Genomic DNA, 18,240 nt, shown 5'->3' with positions numbered 1-18,240 from the left:
TATTCTAAAAGGACTATAATGGTTTTGCTTTTAACAAGCTGTCCGAAGAAATATTTTTCGGCTTGATGGAAGCACCGTCTTTCAGGTTTCCAATTCCCGTGAATACAATTTTTTCTCCAGGCTTAAGCCCTTCAGAAATAAAATAATAGCTATCCGTTTTTCCTGATATTTTGATCGGTCTCCCGGTTACCTTCTGATCTTTACCCATTACATAAACATAGGTTTTATCCTGAATTTCGAAGGTTGATTCCTGAGGAATTACGACTGCATTCGAAATGAGCTGTGGCATACGTACTCTTCCTGTATTTCCGGTTCTTAAAGTTCCGTTGGCATTAGGGAAAACGGCACGTACACTGATGGCTCCCGTAGTTTTGTCAAACTGTCCGTCTACAATGCTTAATCTTCCTTTTTCAGGATAAGTACTGTTGTCGGCAATCACAAGATCTACCATGGGCATATTTTTCAGTTTTTCTTCTAAGCTTGCTCCCGGATATTTATTCTGGAAAGCAATGAAATCAAGTTCACTTAAAGAGAAATAGGCATAGATTTCACTGATATCAGATAGTAATGTCAATGGATTCACATCTGTTCTGGAGATCAGACTTCCTTTTTTATAAGGAATTCTTCCGATATAACCACTTACAGGAGCTGTAATGGTGGTAAATCCTACATTGATTCTGGCGCTTCCTACAGAAGCTCTGGCCTGAGCAGCGGCAGCAACAGCGGCTTCATAATTGGCTTTTGCTGTTTTAAGCTGTACATCAGAAACTACTTTGGCAGCAACCAGCGGCTGAAGTCTGTCTACTTCCACTCTTGCTTTTTGAATATTGGCATTGGCCGCCTGAAGATTAGCCTGAGCCATATTCATTTGTTCACCATAGCTTCTTGAATCTATTTTAAATAACGGTTGTCCTGCTCTTACATATGCTCCTTCTTCTACATAGATTCTGTCCAGGTATCCATCTACCTGAGATCTGATTTCTACGTTGTTTTTCCCTTCCAATGCAGTTGGGAATTCCTGATATGTAGTAGCGGGTGAAGTGATAACGGTATAAACCGGAAGTTCTGGAGCTGGAGGTGCGGCATTGGTTCCTTCTGCGGCTTTTGTGCAGCTCTGTAAAAGAATTATACTTGCAATAAGTACAATAAACCTTGTTTTTCCAGGTAATTTCATTGTTGGTTTAATTTTTTTAATGAAGTGTTAGAGGTAAGTAAAAAATGTTTTGATAAATGCTGTATTTTTTCCTAACAGTGTTAATGAGTTGTTCAAAAAAAATTACAGAATTTTTAATGTCCGATGAGGTCGATTGTTTCCATAATTGAAATTTTTTTAATGTATTGAAGTGTATAATGTTGGTATAAGGTGTGTTAATTTTACTAACAGTGTTAATTTATAAGCAAAAAATGATTACTTTTAACAGCTGAATGTTATATATTGCTTCATAAGTGATTTCATTTTTTAATCAGGAATAACAGAATAATCTATATTAATTCAGTGTTAATTTTCCTAACGGTGTTAATTTTTAATTCAAAAAAAATCTATAAAGACTTAATAAAAGCCGAAACAGTTTCGTCCAAAGTCGTTTTATTCATCGTTGAAGGGATATCAGCTGTACGCATCATCATAATAGAGATCATACCGTGTACGGCAGAAAACAGAGCGTGGGACATATGACAGGCATTGTCCGGATTGGATCCGTTTTTCTTTATAATCTCATAAGTACATTCATAGATAAGTTCCTGAAATGATGAGAATTCTTTTTTCATCTGCCCTTTTCCACAACATTGCATTCCAAGACCAAACATCAGCTGGTAATATTCTTTATTTTTAAAAGCAAAGTTCCAGTACGCATCCACAATGGCAACAAGCTGCTCTTCCGGAGTGTCGTGTTTCTGCTGAGCTTTTAATAATTCTATATGTAACTTATGAAAGCCATCTAAAGAAATTTCAAATAGAATAGCTTCTTTATTTTCAAAATAATCATATACAACGGGAGCACTATACTCAATAGCATCTGCTATCTTACGCATAGAAAGCGAACCCCAGCCTTCAGTTTTCGCCAACGTAAAAGCAGCCTGCAAAATATTTGCACGGATGGATTCTTTTTCTCGTTGACGGCGTTCATGTAGACCCATGATTTTTATTTACTAACAGCGTTAGCAAAACTACAAACTTTTTAATATAAGTTCCAAAGGATATTGTGAGTTTTATGGGTGCGCCTACTTTTAAACAAAATTAATTAAAGGCTGGAAGCTGGAAGAATGGGAGCTGGAAGTTATTTTTAAGGTTAATAGAATTTGACTATAACTATTTTTGAGGGCTAACAACCTTATCTCTTCCGGCTTCCTTACTTTATTAAAAATGAAAATGTCTTCTTCCTAATTAACAAAAGAAATAATTATCTTTGCCGGTAAAGAAATAAGGATATGAATACTCCCTCAAATATGCTGGCATTAGGAACAAAAGCTCCGTTTTTTGAACTTCCTAACCCGTCAAAAACGAATGAACTTCAGTCTTTGGAAGAACTGAAAGGAGAAAAAGGTACTTTGGTGATCTTTATGTGCAACCACTGTCCGTTTGTTCTTCATGTGATTGATAAGATCAATGAATTGTACGAAGATTATAACGAGCGCGGAATTGAATTCATCGCCATCAATGCGAATGATATTGAAAAATATCCGGCAGATTCTCCGGAAAAAATGATTGAATTTCAAATTGAAAGAAGATTTGATTTCCCTTATCTGTTTGATGAAAGCCAGGCAGTAGCAAAAGCTTACGATGCAGCTTGCACACCGGATTTTTATTTCTTTGATGATAAGCTTGATCTTGTATACAGAGGCCAGATGGATGATTCAAGACCGGGAAATAATAAAGATGTTACAGGTGAGGATTTGATTATTGCTTTTGAGAATCTTTTGGCTGGAGAACCTCAGGAAGAAATTCAGAGACCTAGCATGGGTTGCAATATTAAATGGAAATAATTGCTGGTTATTTAATTACTGGTTTTATTGAATAATACGAAGCTGCTCTTTTGGAGTGGCTTTTTTGTTTCTTGCAGGGTTATTTTCTCTCGCAGATTTTGCAGATGACGCAGATTTTTAATACACAGTAGATTTCTTCACTCACTTTGTCACTCCGTAGGAGTCTCAACACAGTTTGTATTCTTTTTATTATTACTTCTGAAAAGTAAGTCTGGATTCCTACGGAATGGACAAAAACAACGTTTAGTATAACCATACGAATTGTCACTCCTTAGGAGCCTCAGTATCGTATGCCTTTTTTAATAAACCTCTATAAATTTTCTATAAGTAAGTCTAGATTCCTACGGAATGACAAATACGAAAGCATTGTCTATTCATTCACTTTGTCACTTCATAGTAGTCTCAGCGTAGTTTTTCTATTAAAAACTTACTTTAGCTTTAGTCTCCTTTTCAGTCTTTATATCTACATTAACATTGCTATGAGAATAATTCCTGATAAATTCTGAAGGAGTCTTCCCCGTATATTTTTTAAACATCCTGTTAAAATAGGTCACATTATTAAAGCCACACTGGTAGCTGCATTCTGAAATAGATCTGTCCTGCGCCATCAACAGACATGCTTTATTGATTCTGTAGCGGTTTACAAATTCTGTAAACGTAATCTGGGTGGCTTTTTTAAAGAAATTACAGAAAGCCGGTAAAGTGAGGTTGGCAAGTTTTGCCACGTCTTCAATATCAATTTCCTTATCGTAATGATGTTCTACATAGGTGAAGATGTTTTCAAGGCGGGTTTTATTTTTTGAAATAATGGTGTAGGGCATAATTTCCTTGTTTAAAAGATCATAATCCTCACATTTTGAAAGTTCAAAAAGAATTTCCAACAGCAATAAGTATCTTTTATAGCCTTCTGATTCCAGCATCAGCTTCAGTTTAGGAAGCATCACCTTTTTTACTTTATGATGAAAATGAATCCCGTACTTTGAAAGTTCCAACAGGTTTTTAATAGATCTCGATTCTACTTCCTGCTCGGGAAACTGAAGGATTTCTTCTTTGAACTGAAGTACAATTTCTTCATGCGGATCAATAGAATTCAGACCGAATCCGGAGTGGGGAATATTAGACCCGATTAACACCAGATCTCCATTCGTATAATTACTTTTATGATAGCCCACATGGCGTGTCCCACTCCCGGAAATGACACATACCAGCTCAATTTCGGGATGATAATGATATTCCCATTTGAATTCTGAAATGGGAGAGTTGTTGTGAATGGTACGGAATGAACTCTTTTCATTAGGGATTACCCTTTCAAAAGTAACTTTCATTTAATTAATCATATTTAATTACTAAAAATAGTAAATATATTAATATAGTTCAAATATTCATTTACTGTGTTAAATTATCGTTAACAGAAATGCTTCTATCTTAGCCAACAAGAAATCACCTGAATGAAAAATCTTAACATCAAGGCCGTTTTATTTTTAAACTATTTTGTCTTTGCCATTCTTCTGAATTCTGTAGGAACAGTCATTCTACAGGTACAGCAGAATTTTGGGATTTCAAAATCTTCGGCAAGCGTTCTGGAAGGCTTCAAAGATCTTCCAATCGCCATATGTTCTTTCATTCTGGCTTCATTTCTTCCGAAGATAGGAATCAAAAAATCAATGCTGATTGCTTTATTGCTGGTAAGCTGCATGTGTTTTGTAATGCCTTTTACCAATGACTTCTGGGTATTCAAATTATTATTTGCAACCGTAGGAGTTTCATTTGCATTAATCAAAATATCGGTTTTTACTTCTATTGGGTTGGTAACGGAAACAGATAAAGAACATTCCAGTTTTATGGGATTTCTGGAAGGGTTTTTCATGATCGGAGTACTGGCTGGAAATGTTTTATTCAGTTTATATATAGATGATCATAATCCGAAATCTACTGAATGGCTGAATGTGTATTGGGTGCTGGGAGGACTTTCAAGTTTGTCTTTTTTATTTTTATTCTTTTCAAAACTGAACGAACAGGAAGCTAAAAGTGATAAAACAGATCTCTTGGGAGATTTAAAAAATAGTGTAAGCTTATTCAGCTATAAAAAAGTATTATGTTTTTTATTATGCGCTTTCCTTTTTGTATTGGTAGAGCAGAGCTTTCAAACGTGGACGCCCACATTTTATAAAGAGATTTTAAAAGTGCCTACCTCTATGAGTATTCAGGCGGGAGCGGTTTTAGCGGGAGCTTTTGCTTTGGGAAGATTTTTATCGGGATTCTTCTCTAAAAAATTCAGCTGGATCTATGTAGTTTCTTTCTGTGTGGTAGGTTTTGCTATCAGTTTATTGCTGGTTTTGCCCTTGACCCATAATATTCATATTGATACAAATACAAACTGGTTGAATGCTCCTTTGGCCGTGTATTTATTTCCTTTGATGGGAGGTTTGCTGGCACCGATTTATCCAAGTATTAATTCTGTGATTCTGGCATCAATCCCTAAATATCTGCACAGTGCGATGTCAGGATTGATCGTTGTTTTCTCAGCAATCGGGGGAACGATAGGTTCTATCATTACCGGTTTTGTATTTCAGGAGTTCAGCGGGCAGCGGGCATTTTACCTTTCCCTGATTCCGCTTTCATTACTGATCACTTCGGCAGTGTTCATGAATAAATTAAAAATTAATCCTAAAAAATAACAATGAGTAATCAGCTTTATATAAACGAAATTCAAAGTCTGTTTGATAATGTACAGAGATCTGAAATTTTTGAAGATCAGAAAATGATGACGGATGCAGTTCCTCTTTTTCCCATTGCAAAGATCAATGAGGATTATGAACAATCCAAAAATACGGAAGGTTTTGATCTGAAAGATTTTGTGATGACTCATTTTGACTTTTTAGGAGCAAGAGTTTCTGTTCAGAGACAAGATCAGCTCCCTATTGGTGAACATATCGAAAAGTTGTGGGATGAACTCACCCGTACAGCATATGAAGAAAAAGGGACCCTTTTAAAATTGCCAAAGCCTTATATCGTTCCGGGTGGTCGTTTTAATGAGTTTTTCTATTGGGACAGTTATTTTATCATGCTAGGATTACAGGTTTCGGGAAGAGTAGAAATGATGGAAAACATTATTGAAAACTGTTCTTATCTGATCCAAAATATAGGATTTGTTCCGAATGCAAGCAGAACTCACTTCCTGAGCAGATCGCAGCCTCCTTACTTTTCATTAATGCTGGATCTTCTTTTCGAAACGACAGGAGACAAGGAGATTTATGTGAAATACCACGAAACACTGGAGAAAGAATATGCTTTCTGGATGAATGGGGAAGAAGGACTTGAAAACGGGTCCAGTGTAAAAAGAGTGGTAAAAACAACAGAGGGAGATATCCTGAACCGTTATTACGATGCAGAAAATACACCACGGCCCGAAAGTTATCTGATCGATATTGAAGATCATGAGAAAGCTTCAGGTGATGAATTTTACAGAAATATAAGAAGCGCCTGTGAATCAGGCTGGGATTTTTCCAGCAGATGGTTTGCAGACGGAGAAAATATACAGACGATAGAAACGCTGAACCTTGCACAGGTTGATCTGAACTGCCTTTTATGGCATTTGGAAATGACTTTGGCGAAATCTTCAGCACTTCAAAATCTGAGTGAAAAAGAAAATTATTTTTCAGAAAGAGCAGCAAGCCGAAGACAGATGATCAATAAATATTTCTGGGATGGAAATACTAACAATTATAAAGATTATCACACTAAAAAAAACACAAAAACACCGTCTGAACATATTGCTGCTCTTTACCCTTTATTCCTTGGAATTGCAGATCAGGAGCAGGCTGAGGCTGTTGCTAAAGCTGTTGCTGAAAAGTTTCTTTACCAGGGTGGTCTTGTTACTACAACTAAAAACTCGGGTCAGCAGTGGGATCTTCCCAATGCGTGGGCTCCTTATCAATGGTTAGGATTTAAAGCAATGAAAAATTACGGCTTTGATGAGCTGGCAGAAAAAATTAAAAACAACTGGTGTTCCAATGTAGAAAGGGTCTACAAAAACACCGGAAAGCTGATGGAAAAATACAATGCATTAGACACAGAAACAATAGCAGGCGGCGGGGAATACCCCAATCAGGACGGATTCGGTTGGACCAATGGAGTGTATTTACAATTACAACAAAACTGAACTAACAATAAAAGAATATGGCTATGAAAAAAAAATCAATCTTTTTAATCGCCGCAACAGCTACGTTATATTTTAATAATGCTTATGCCCAGGAAACACCGCAGGATTCTGCAAAAGTTTCCTCCATCGATCAGATTGTCATTACAGGAAACTCAAATCCGAAGAAAAAAATAGAATCCAGTACAGCGATTTCTACCTTTAGCTCCAAAGAAATCCAGAAACAAAACCCAATCAGTGCTGCGGCTTTATTACAGCGAGTTCCGGGATTTGCAGTGGAAACTTCAGGAGGTGAAGTAGGAAACAACCTTTTTGCAAGAGGGATTCCTTCTGCAGGAGCTTATGAATTTGTACAGGTACAGGAAGACGGTCTTCCGGTTTTTGAAGATGGAGCGCTTCAGTTTGCCAATGCAGATAATTTTTTCCGTGTAGACAATTCGGTCAACCGTATGGAAGCTTTGAGAGGAGGTTCCGGATCTATTTATGCAACGAATTCTCCAGGTGGTCTGATCAACTTTATTACCAGAGAAGGAACCAATGATTTCAGAGGTACGGCGAAACTTGAAACCAGTACCTACGGATTGATGCGTACTGATGTGAATGTAGGAGGCGCATTGGTTCAGGATAAATTGTTTTTCAATGTCGGTGGTTTTTACAGAACAGATGACGGGATCAGGAAGACGGGTTTTAAAGCCAATAACGGCGGGCAGATCAGAATGAATCTGAAATATGTCTTTGATAAAGGCTATGTAAAAGTATATTACAAAAAACTGGATGACAGAAATACATTCTTCCTTCCGATTCCTTTAATCCAGAACGGAAATAAACTGAAAGGATTCCAGGGATTTGATCCTAATTATGGAACATACAGTTACAGAGCCATCAGTCAGCTGAATATTCCACAGGCCGGAGGTGGGTTTTTCAACAGAAACCTTGAAGACGGGATCCATCCGAAAGTAGATGCAGTGGGTGCTGAGTTTAAGTATGATCTTGGAAATAATTTCACGGTTTTAAACAAAACCAGATACACCAATATCAATATGAACTATACAGGAATTTTTCCTGCAGGCGGACCACAGGCGGCAGCCGATTTTGCTAATAGTAACGGAATTGCCGGAAATAACTATCAGTACTCATTGGTAAGCAATGGAAGAATGGTTGATCCTCAATATGTACAAAAGCTTGGCTTCTGGGCAATTGATAAGCAGATGAATAACTTTGTCAACGATTTACAGTTCAACTATAAATTTGATAAAGGAAATGTTACAGCAGGTTTTTATAAATCCAACTGGAAGTCACACCAATACTGGAACTGGAGTAATATTCTGACTACAGCAACGGACAGACCCGAACTACTGAATCTGGTAGATACTTCTTTAAGTCCGTCAGATATTGGATATTCCAAAACATATAACGGGGTTACCAATATGACATTTTTGCAGAGGGATACCCAGACTCAGGGAAGTTTGAATGATCTGTATGTAAACCTGGATTATAATATTACCGATGCCTTAAGTGTAAATGGTGGTCTTCGTTACAGCCACGATTATTACAAAGGAAATTTTGCCAATACAACAAGTGCGAATTTAAATGATTCAGGGTTAACCACGGATGGAACGCACGGTTTCAACACAACAACCGCTGATGACAACATGAGTGTATTGGGAAATAAATATACCTACTGGAACTATAATGTGGATAAAGTTTCTTTTACATTAGCTGCCAATTATAAAATCAACAGAGAAAATGCGGTGTACGCCCGTTTTTCCAATGGTTTCAGATCTCCGAATGAAGAAGCATACTACAATTATTTCTCCAATCCAACCCCTGATAAACCTTTAAAATCAGTGACAACAAACCAATTGGAGGTTGGATATAAATATTACTCGCGTACTTTTGATATAGCAGTGATTCCGTTCTATTCTACCTTGAAGAACCTGTCATTTACGGATGTTTTCTCTGATGGAAAATCTGAAAATACCTTTGCCAATACACAAAACTATGGAGTTGAAGTGGAAGGTTTCGCCCGCTTATTCAATAATATTGTAGAAGTAACATTCAACGGAACCATTCAGAGTCCAAAATATAAAAACCTTGAGGCCGGAAGTGTTCTTGAAGGAAATGTAGTAAGAAGGATGCCCAAATTTTTCTTCAATATTTCACCGGCTGTGAATATTACCAAATCATGGAGAACCTATGTAAGTATGAATTATTATGGGAAACGCTTCCAGGATGAGAAGAATGTACAAACTTTGCCTTCTTTCACAGAATTTGGAGCGGGAATGTCTTACCAGTTAGGAAGAATACGCTTTGCAGTGGATGGAACCAATATCTTTAACACCATCGGGATTACAGAAGGAGATCCAAGAGCAGGATCGCCCAATGGAGACGGAATCATCATGGCCAGACCTATTATGGGAGCTGCTGCCAGAGCATCCATCACATTGGATTTCTAAATTCTATTTCTTTATAACAGCAAAACCGTCAGAATTTCTGACGGTTTTGTATTTTTTATCATAACTGTCCGATAAAAAGTCTAAATACATTGGAAATATCATATTTATGGCAGGGATTAACAGGTCGCTCCTCCGGAGCTTTATTTTACGGTGATCTCATTATTTTTCTATTAACAGTTGATCCCGATGGGATCAAATCCAGCTCCAGTAGGAGCTAACTGTTAATAGAACGTATATGTTTTAAAAATTAGAGCTCCGTAGGAGCGACCTGTTAATTATGTTTAAAATTTACCAGACAAAAATGATTTTTTATATAAAGCGTCAGATATAAGTTTGATTCAAGACATTTATATGATGCTCAACCCCTAAAACCCTCCGATTCTCTTACTTCAAAAACGGATTATACTGTTTCTCAAAACCAATCGATGTAGGATTTCCATGTCCTGAGAAAACCTGGGTATCATTATCTAAAATAAAAAGTTTCGATTTAATTCCCTCAATCAGCTGATCATAATTTCCTTTATATAAATCTGTTCTTCCGATACTGCCTTCAAAAAGAACATCACCGGAGATCATGAATTTTTGTGCTTCGTTATGATAGACAACGCTTCCCGGAGAATGTCCCGGAACATGATATATTTTGAACTTTTCTCCATCCAGATCAAGTTCATCACCTTCCTTAATATATTCTACATCCACTTTTACAGGATTAATCTGCATTCCGAATCTCATACCACTCGCCTGAAGCATATCCAGTACTTCCTGGTCTTCCTGATGCATATATACCGGTACCTTGAATTTGTCAAAAGCCCACTGAAGTCCCAATACATGATCAATATGAGCATGGGTTAAAAGAATTTTCTGAATCTTCAGTCCTTTTTCAGTAATAAAATTATCTATAGCCTGAGTCTCCTGAGCATTCATGTTTCCCGGATCGATTAACCAGGCATTTTTATTTTCGTTATAGACGATGTAAGTATTTTCACTCGCAAAGTTGAATACGAAACCTTGAATCTGAAGCATATGTGAATATTTTTTATTCAAAAATACGATATTATTAAGAAAATGGCTATTTTTCGTTATCTTCGTCATAATGAAAACTTTGCGAATACTCTTACTTTCTTTGGGCGGACTGGTTTTTGGACAAAATATCCAAAGTATTCAGCTGTTCAACCCTCAGACCAATGATGAGACCCCTGTCATTAAAATTGGTGAACAATTGGTTTTAGGCTTTGATGATCTTACAAACGGCAGTCAGATCTACAGATATACCTTCAAACACTATGACAGAAACTGGAATGAAGATAACCTGTTTTTTACAGAATTTGCTACCGGAAGCATGAATGCACTGCTGGATCAGTTTCAGTATTCTTTCAATACATTACAGGCTTATACCCACTATAAACTTGTTTTCCCGAATGATAAGATCCAGCTGAAAGTTTCAGGGAATTATGAGCTGATTGTATACAAAGATTCGGCAGATCAGCCTCTGTTCAAAAAACGATTTTATCTCGTGGAAGATGTAACATCCGTGGGCTTGAATATTTCAAGATTTGCAGATGCAAAAAATCCCAACGTTAACCAGAGGGTAGAAGTGAATGTTTCTCCGAAAGGCGGAGATATTTCTTCCAATGTTAATTCAATTACCATGAATGTGATGCAGAATAACAACCCGAATATGGTGATCTCTAATCTTAAGCCAAGCAGTGTCTTAGGAAATCAGGTTTTGTTCCAGCAGATGAATCTTGTTTTTCCTGGGGATAATGAGTTTTATTATTTCGATAATAAAAATATGAATATGGCCGCGGATATGGTGCGTGCTGCCGAAATAAAAGATGATGTTAACCAGACGTATCTTCATCCGGTATGGGCATTTCCATTAAATTATCAGTATCAGCCGGATGTGAATGGAGCCTGGTACTACAGAAGAAACGACTTGGGAAGAGAGAGAGACGCAGAAAGAGAAGCTGACTATTCTTGGGTTCACTTCTATCTGGATTCCGATCCTGTGGATAAAGAGATTTACGTACTGGGAGGATTTAATAATTTTAAGCCCAGCAAGGAAAATCAAATGCAGTATGACGCATCTACCAAACAGTATGTCGCGAAAATATTCCTGAAACAAGGTTTTTATAACTACGTATTGGCAACAAAAGAAGGAAATGGCTCTCTGAATTTTGGAGAAATAAACGGTAATTTCTGGCAGACAGAAAACCTCTATCAGGCTTTTCTTTATTATGCACCATTCGGAAGAAATTATGATGGTTTGATGGGATATGGAGAATTCAGAACACCAATTGCCAACAAGAGGTAGGTAGTAATACGATAAAAATATCATATAAAATGGGACTGTCTGTTAAGATGGTTCCTTTTTTTTGATTCTATTGAACAGAATTTATCCTCCAGAACGTTGATTAGGATTAATTTTTTACATTATAATGCACTGCATAGTGAAAAATAATAATTCACAAAAAATTGATTTTAGTTAAATTTTTTAACATAAAATTCATATTGCAGAAAAATTATATTTAAATAATTTTCTTTGTTTTAAAATCATCATTGTGTTTTATTTACTGATTTATAATATCAATTGAATTTTATTCATTGATAGTGTTGTTTTATTGTGAAAAGTTTATAAATTCGTCACCACAATCAACCATTATTAATATGAAAACGAAATTTATCTTAGTAGCAAGCGTTGCTGCATGCTCTTTTGTCTTTGGGCAAAACACACCATCAAAATTAGTTCCGGGAAAAAGCGGACTACATGCTGAATTTATGAGATTTGAAAAAAATGCACCTTCCTATCAGGGAGCCCCTGTTTTATTTGACGAAGCTTCTCAGAGACTTTCTCCGGGGCAGGCTCGTAAACTAGGGTTAGAAAAAGATGCATTAGGTTTTGAAACTCAAAGATTTCAACAGACCGTTAATGATATTCCTGTAGAATACGGAATGATGGCGGTACAGACAAAAGACGGTAAAATTGTAGGACAATCAGGAAAATGGGTTATTAAAGTTCCGAAAGGACTTGACAAAACAGCCAGTCTTGCTGAAAATGCTGCTTTACAGAGCGCTTTGTCATTTGTAGGAGCAGAATCCTATAAATGGAAAAATAAAGAAGAAGAAGATTTTCTTAAAAAAGAAACCGGTGATCCCAATGCAAGCTATGCTCCAAAAGGTGAATTGGTTTATTATTCAAATCCTGATGATGAGAAGCTGAATGATTTAAGACTAGCCTATAAATTCGATATCTATGCAGAAAAACCATTAAGCAGACAATATGTTTTTGTGGATGCTAAAAATGGAAAAGTGCTGGGAGTAGATGCCATTATTCACGAAGTAAACACACCGGGAACAGCCGTTACAGGATATAGCGGAACCCGCAGCATCACTACAGACTCTTATAACGGAAGCTACAGATTAAGAGAAACAGGAAGAAACGGAGGAACTTCAGTAGAAACCTATAACCTGAAAAAAGGAACAAGCTATGCTTCTGCGGTAGACTTTACAGATACGGACAACAACTGGAATAATGTTAATACCAATAAAGATCAATACGCTACAGATGCTCATTGGGGAGCAGAAATGACAGTGGATTACTTCTACACAAAATACGGACGTAAGAGTATTGATAATAATAATTTCGCTATTAAATCTTATGTTCACTATTCTACCAACTATTTCAATGCATTTTGGGATGGTTCCAGAATGACATATGGTGACGGAAGTTCGACAACAAACGGTGGAAAACCTTTAACAGCAATAGATGTATGCGGCCACGAAATTACACACGGGCTAACTTCTAAAACAGCGAATCTTGCTTATCAGAGAGAATCCGGAGCATTAAATGAAGGCTTCTCAGATATCTTTGGAAACACCATTGAACGTTGGGCAAGACCTACTCAGGCAAGCTGGACATTGGGAGAAGATTTCAACTACGTGATCAGAAATATGGCTAATCCGAATGCATACAGCCAGCCGGATACCTATATGGGAACCTATTGGAAAACTACCACAACTTCAGGTTGCGTTACTCCAAGCCAGTCTAATGATTATTGTGGGGTTCATACCAATTCAGGTGTCCTTAACTTCTGGTATTATCTATTAGTTACAGGAGGTTCTGGTACGAATGACAAGGGCTTTGCTTATAATGTTTCTGGCATTGGACTGGATAAAGCCGGAGCTATTGCTTACAGAACATTAACGACTTATCTTACTTCTTCTTCTACCTATGCAAATGCAAGAACTTATTCTCTTCAGGCAGCAGCAGATTTGTATGGAGCAGGCAGTAATGAAGTAACTCAGGTTACCAATGCATGGAATGCTGTAGGTGTAGGAGGAGGAACTTCTCCGGCAGGAAAAATGGCAACCGCAGATACAGCGTTGTACACTATAAGCCCGAATCCTGCAACAGACAGATTCACCATCAACTTTGAAGGAAAATCAGGAAAAGGAATTGTAGAACTGGTAAGCCTTACAGGTAAAAAAGAAATTTCTGAGAAAGTTGAAATTACTGATGGGGTAAATAAACTGAACATTCAGCTTCCTTCTAATATTCTTCCGGGAGTATATATTGTACTGGTAAACGGAGAGAAAGCAGGAAACCTGATTAAAAAATAACCAAATCAAATCTTTAATATATTCAATGAAAAGGCCGCAAGAATTAACTTGCGGCCTTTTGTATATTTTGAGTAAAAAAATTATACTAAATAGAAATCATTCAGTTTTTCTTCGCAAAGTGTTTTTACCACTTCAATCCATCGGTCTTCATCATTCAGACACGGGATATAATGGAAATTTTCACCGCCGCCATGCATGAACTGTTCTTTTCCTTCTACAGAAATTTCTTCCAGGGTCTCAAGACAGTCAGAAACGAAGGCCGGACATACAATTGCCAGGTTTTTGATCCCTTTTTTACCAATTGTTTCCAATGTTTCGTCGGTATATGGCTCAATCCATTTATCTTTTCCTAATCTTGACTGGAAAGAAACAATCGTTTTTTCTTTAGGTAAATTCAATTTATCAATAACAAGCTGCGTTGTTTTATAACATTGGTGACGGTAGCAGAACTGATGACTTGGATTATCATCTCTGGAACAACAGTCATTAAGGTTACAGGTCTTCGTAGGATCTGTCTTATAAATATGTCTTTCCGGAACACCATGGTAAGAGAACTGCAATGCATCGAAATTTTCAGGAAGCTTCTCTTTAATACTTTCCGCAAGACAGTTGATATAAATATCTCTGTTATAGAAAGGCTGAATATAATTAATTTTTATACCGGGAAACTTCTTTTTTCTTACCTCTTCGGCCTTTTCAATAACCGTTTCCGTGGTACTCATCGCATATTGAGGATATAGTGGAAAAAGAACAATCTCAGTGATTCCCTGATCTACCAGTTTCTGAATTCCGGTTTCAATACTCGGCTCAGCATACCTCATTCCGATTTCCACAGGAACATCTACTACTTTCTGAAGCTTTTTCTGAATCTGTTCAGTGATGACAATCAGTGGAGAACCTTTATCGGTCCAGACTGTTTTATACGCTTCAGCAGATTTTGCAGGTCTGGTTTTCAGAATGATTCCCTGTACAAGCAGTGCACGAAAGATCCAACGGTAATCAATCACCCTTTCATCCATCAGAAATTCATCAAGATATTCCTTTACGTCGTTTACAGCTGTTGATCTCGGTGATCCGAGGTTGACTAGTAAAATTCCTTTCTTATTCAATATTCTAAATTTTAATTATGAAACAGAGGTTCTAAAATCTGTTACTAATTTTGATACTTTGGCAAAGGTATTACTTTCCAGTAAGCCATTGCTTTCAAATTTGCCTTTTATCCCTTTTATTAATACCTGATGTTTATCATCTGCCATGGCTCCGAGAGTTTTTAAGATCAGTAACAACTCTTCGTGTCCTTTTTCACCGCTGGCGGAAGCCGTGATCACAGCAACAGGTTTTTCAGAAAATACCGTTATGGAAACACACCATTCCAATAGATTTTTTAATCTTCCGGGAATGCTGAAAATATATTCCGGTGTGGAAAATATAACACCCGCTGAGTTTTTAATGTTCTCTCTGATCTTCAGAACCTCTTCAGGAGTATGATCATCCGTTAATGCGGTGTCAAAATGGGGAAGGAAAGATAAATCAGCATACATCTGAAAGTCTGAATTGTCCATATTTTCCAGCACCTGTTCCATCAGTTTCTGATTGCTGGAATTTGCCGAAGCACTTCCAATAATCACTACAATTTTTTTTCCGGGAGGCATTTCGGCAGTTTTATCCGTTTACAGCTTCCACTCTTTCTACTAAGTCCGGAACGAATTGTTTTAAGATATTTTCAATTCCGTTTTTCAAAGTAGCAGTAGAGCTTGGGCAGCCGGAGCAAGCACCCTGTAGAAGCATTTTTGCTGTTTTATTTTCCTGATCATATTCCATCAGAGAAATTTTTCCACCATCATTTTCTACGGCAGGAGCTACATATTCATTTAAAATGTCAGAAATTTTCTGCTCATCCTCTGTATAATCTCTGTTGATAATTTTCTCCACAGGATTTTCATGTTTCTGAGGTTCGATTTTTGAAATTTCACCTCCGTTCTGAAGATATTCGGCAATAAGTGCACGAACAGTCATCATCACCTGGTGCCATTCTACAGAATTATCTCTCGTAACAGCTACAAAGTTGTCCGAAATGAAAACTTCCGTTGCAAAATCAAACTCTTTAAAAATAGCCTGTGCTAAAGGAACTTCTTCAGCCGCTTCTTTCGATTTTACTTCCACGAAACCATCCATCAGTAATTTGCTGGAAACAAACTTCATTACATTGGGATTCGGAGTCATTTCAGCATAAATCTGATACATTTCTTTTTTCTTCTGAAGATAAATTCTCGGGTTGGCCAGTAATTCATCCTCAATTACATTTTTCAGACTTTCAGCAACATGTTCCCATTCTATGGTATCCTGTTTTGCCACAGCTACAAAATTAGCGGTAATGAAAACTCTTTCCACAAACGGATAATTGAAAAGTTCCTGTGCCAGAGGAATTTCTGAAATATCTGAATTTCTGTCCAGTTCCAAAGACCCGGGGATGAGATTGTAATCTGCTACAAATTTCATCACTTTTGGGTTTTCAGTTGGTTCTATAAGTACGGTACGCATTTTTTCGTTAAATTTGAGATACAAAAATACGCATTAGAAGTTAGAAGCTGAAAATTGAGAGTTAGATTTTTGCTATCACTGTAATTTAGAAGTTAGATATCAGAAATGATAGTATATTTTAATTCCCAATTGGGCACATTTTCACATTTCAAATTAATATTATGGCACTAATAAAACAGCTTTTAGGAAAAGCACCACAGATCGGAGAGAATACTTTTTTAGCAGAAACGGCAACTATTATTGGCGATGTCACAATGGGAAAAGACTGTAGTGTCTGGTATAATGCAGTAATCAGAGGAGATGTTCATTATATCAAAATGGGCGACAAGGTGAATGTTCAGGATAATGCAATGCTGCACTGTACGTATCAGAAATATCCTTTGAATATCGGTAACAATGTTTCCATCGGACATAACGCGATTGTTCATGGATGTACCATTAAAGATAATGTATTGATCGGAATGGGAGCTATTGTGATGGATGATTGTCTTGTAGAAGAAAACTCTATTGTAGGAGCTGGTTCTGTAGTGACTCAGGGAACTCACATTAAATCCGGAGAAGTCTGGGGAGGAGTTCCTGCAAGAAAAATCAAAGATATCAATGCTCAGTTGCTGGAAGGAGAAGTGAACAGAATTGCAGATAACTATGTGAAATATTCATCATGGTATAAGGAGAATGTGAAGGATCATCAATTTTAGGATGTCAGGTGAATAGTGAATAGTCAATCGCTGCGCTTGTCAGTTTTTTGGGATTGCAAAACTTCACCATTCACTTGCGAAGCAAATTCACTTATTAACTATAAAATAGTGAAAGGTCAATGGTCAATTCGCTGCGCTTGTCAGTTTTTTTGGATTGCAAAAATTCATCATTCACTTGCGAAGTAAAATTCACGATTGATCTATTTAAAATAAATATAAAAGCTCTGTTTCAAAACAGAGCTTTTTCGATTTGATATAGAACCTTTGCTTTATTGTTAATTATTGTCCGGCGTGATAAGTCTGATCTTACCATTGATACATTTGAGTGATGTAGGTGGCTCGATCATCATACAGTCAGACGTAATATTATACTTTTCATTAAAAGCTTTCACTTTATCCGTATACTCATTCACTCTTTGTAAGAAAGCTTCTTCTTTTTTCTTAGGATAGGCAATGTATTGCTGAGGTCCGCCGCAGGCTTTTGATCCCATAGGAGCAAATGCCCATTCGCTGGCATCCGTACATTTTTCTCCTGATACTTCAGATTCAATAGAAGCTTTTAATCTATCCAGCTGTGCCTGTTCATATTTCTGACTGTCTTCGTCAGCAGGTCTGTCTGCAATATCAACAGGAAGATTGGTATTGGCATTCTTTGATGTATTACACGAAACTAAAGTTAATGTAGTACACAATACTATTGCCGGGATATGAAAGAATAATTTTTTCACAATAAACTTTTTTCTTTTTAAGAATTTTCAAAACTTATGCCAAGGTAAGAAATTCA

15 protein-coding genes are annotated in these 18,240 nt (G+C 36.9%); 7 read left to right on the top strand and 8 right to left on the bottom strand.

The window, feature by feature from the left end; all coding sequences use genetic code 11:
* Positions 1 to 13: 13 nt before the first annotated feature.
* Together LIV57_RS12705 and LIV57_RS12700 are read right to left on the bottom strand one after the other, a co-directional pair.
* A complete protein-coding gene (locus LIV57_RS12705) occupies positions 14 to 1,174 on the bottom strand; it encodes an efflux RND transporter periplasmic adaptor subunit (RefSeq protein ID WP_062676224.1) in 1,161 nt (386 codons plus the stop codon).
* Between the two features lie 365 nt (positions 1,175 to 1,539).
* Positions 1,540 to 2,136 carry a TetR/AcrR family transcriptional regulator gene (locus LIV57_RS12700; RefSeq protein ID WP_034694942.1) on the bottom strand — a complete coding sequence of 199 codons (597 nt, stop codon included), beginning with the start codon at positions 2,134 to 2,136 and terminating at the stop codon, positions 1,540 to 1,542.
* 291 nt (positions 2,137 to 2,427) lie between these two features.
* On the opposite strand from LIV57_RS12700, the gene LIV57_RS12695 reads away from it, so the two are divergent.
* The gene (locus LIV57_RS12695; protein ID WP_002976725.1) at positions 2,428 to 2,982 is read left to right on the top strand and encodes a thioredoxin family protein; all 555 of its coding nucleotides are present in this window, start codon (positions 2,428 to 2,430) and stop codon (positions 2,980 to 2,982) included.
* A gap of 419 nt (positions 2,983 to 3,401) precedes the next feature.
* On the opposite strand, the gene LIV57_RS12690 is transcribed toward LIV57_RS12695, so the two are convergent.
* The gene (locus tag LIV57_RS12690; protein ID WP_227942873.1) at positions 3,402 to 4,307 is read right to left on the bottom strand and encodes an AraC family transcriptional regulator; all 906 of its coding nucleotides are present in this window, start codon (positions 4,305 to 4,307) and stop codon (positions 3,402 to 3,404) included.
* Between the two features lie 123 nt (positions 4,308 to 4,430).
* Here LIV57_RS12690 and LIV57_RS12685 point away from each other — a divergent pair, with 123 nt between their 5' ends.
* The 3 genes from LIV57_RS12685 to LIV57_RS12675 are packed head-to-tail and all read left to right on the top strand — an operon-like array spanning position 4,431 to position 9,597.
* Positions 4,431 to 5,660, top strand: a complete 1,230-nt coding sequence (locus tag LIV57_RS12685) for an MFS transporter (protein ID WP_227942872.1) — start codon at positions 4,431 to 4,433, stop codon at positions 5,658 to 5,660.
* Positions 5,661 to 5,662: 2 nt separating this feature from the next.
* Positions 5,663 to 7,144, top strand: coding sequence for a trehalase family glycosidase (locus LIV57_RS12680; RefSeq protein ID WP_227942871.1), 1,482 nt, complete (start codon positions 5,663 to 5,665; stop codon positions 7,142 to 7,144).
* 23 nt (positions 7,145 to 7,167) lie between these two features.
* On the top strand, positions 7,168 to 9,597 hold the full coding sequence (locus LIV57_RS12675) for a TonB-dependent receptor (protein ID WP_227942870.1): 2,430 nt from the start codon (positions 7,168 to 7,170) through the stop codon (positions 9,595 to 9,597).
* 384 nt (positions 9,598 to 9,981) lie between these two features.
* On the opposite strand, the gene LIV57_RS12670 is transcribed toward LIV57_RS12675, so the two are convergent.
* Entirely contained in the window at positions 9,982 to 10,620 is a 639-nt protein-coding gene (locus LIV57_RS12670; RefSeq protein ID WP_227942869.1) for an MBL fold metallo-hydrolase, read from the bottom strand.
* A gap of 70 nt (positions 10,621 to 10,690) precedes the next feature.
* On the opposite strand from LIV57_RS12670, the gene LIV57_RS12665 reads away from it, so the two are divergent.
* Positions 10,691 to 11,911: a DUF5103 domain-containing protein gene (locus LIV57_RS12665; protein WP_110008057.1), complete on the top strand. Its 1,221-nt coding sequence runs from the start codon at positions 10,691 to 10,693 to the stop codon at positions 11,909 to 11,911.
* A gap of 353 nt (positions 11,912 to 12,264) precedes the next feature.
* Positions 12,265 to 14,217 (top strand): M4 family metallopeptidase, encoded by a 1,953-nt coding sequence (locus LIV57_RS12660; RefSeq protein WP_227942868.1) that lies wholly within the window; start codon positions 12,265 to 12,267, stop codon positions 14,215 to 14,217.
* A gap of 80 nt (positions 14,218 to 14,297) precedes the next feature.
* Here LIV57_RS12660 and hemH read toward each other — a convergent pair whose 3' ends face one another.
* The 3 genes from hemH to LIV57_RS12645 are packed head-to-tail and all read right to left on the bottom strand — an operon-like array spanning position 14,298 to position 16,758.
* Positions 14,298 to 15,326 (bottom strand): ferrochelatase, encoded by a 1,029-nt coding sequence (gene hemH, locus LIV57_RS12655; protein ID WP_227942867.1) that lies wholly within the window; start codon positions 15,324 to 15,326, stop codon positions 14,298 to 14,300.
* 15 nt (positions 15,327 to 15,341) lie between these two features.
* Positions 15,342 to 15,869, bottom strand: coding sequence for an NADPH-dependent FMN reductase (locus LIV57_RS12650; RefSeq protein ID WP_227942866.1), 528 nt, complete (start codon positions 15,867 to 15,869; stop codon positions 15,342 to 15,344).
* A 10-nt stretch (positions 15,870 to 15,879) separates the two neighbouring features.
* Positions 15,880 to 16,758, bottom strand: a complete 879-nt coding sequence (locus LIV57_RS12645; RefSeq protein ID WP_062676215.1) for a NifU family protein — start codon at positions 16,756 to 16,758, stop codon at positions 15,880 to 15,882.
* 161 nt (positions 16,759 to 16,919) lie between these two features.
* Between LIV57_RS12645 and LIV57_RS12640 the strand changes: the two genes are divergently transcribed.
* Positions 16,920 to 17,456: a gamma carbonic anhydrase family protein gene (locus LIV57_RS12640; RefSeq protein ID WP_034694954.1), complete on the top strand. Its 537-nt coding sequence runs from the start codon at positions 16,920 to 16,922 to the stop codon at positions 17,454 to 17,456.
* Between the two features lie 275 nt (positions 17,457 to 17,731).
* Here LIV57_RS12640 and LIV57_RS12635 read toward each other — a convergent pair whose 3' ends face one another.
* Entirely contained in the window at positions 17,732 to 18,184 is a 453-nt protein-coding gene (locus tag LIV57_RS12635) for a hypothetical protein (protein ID WP_202841242.1), read from the bottom strand.
* Between the last annotated feature and the right edge of the window lie 56 nt (positions 18,185 to 18,240).

It is taken from the genome of Chryseobacterium sp. X308, from assembly GCF_020733145.1.
GTDB classification, from domain to species: domain Bacteria; phylum Bacteroidota; class Bacteroidia; order Flavobacteriales; family Weeksellaceae; genus Chryseobacterium; species Chryseobacterium cupriresistens.
This window is presented reverse-complemented; position numbering and strand designations above follow the sequence as displayed.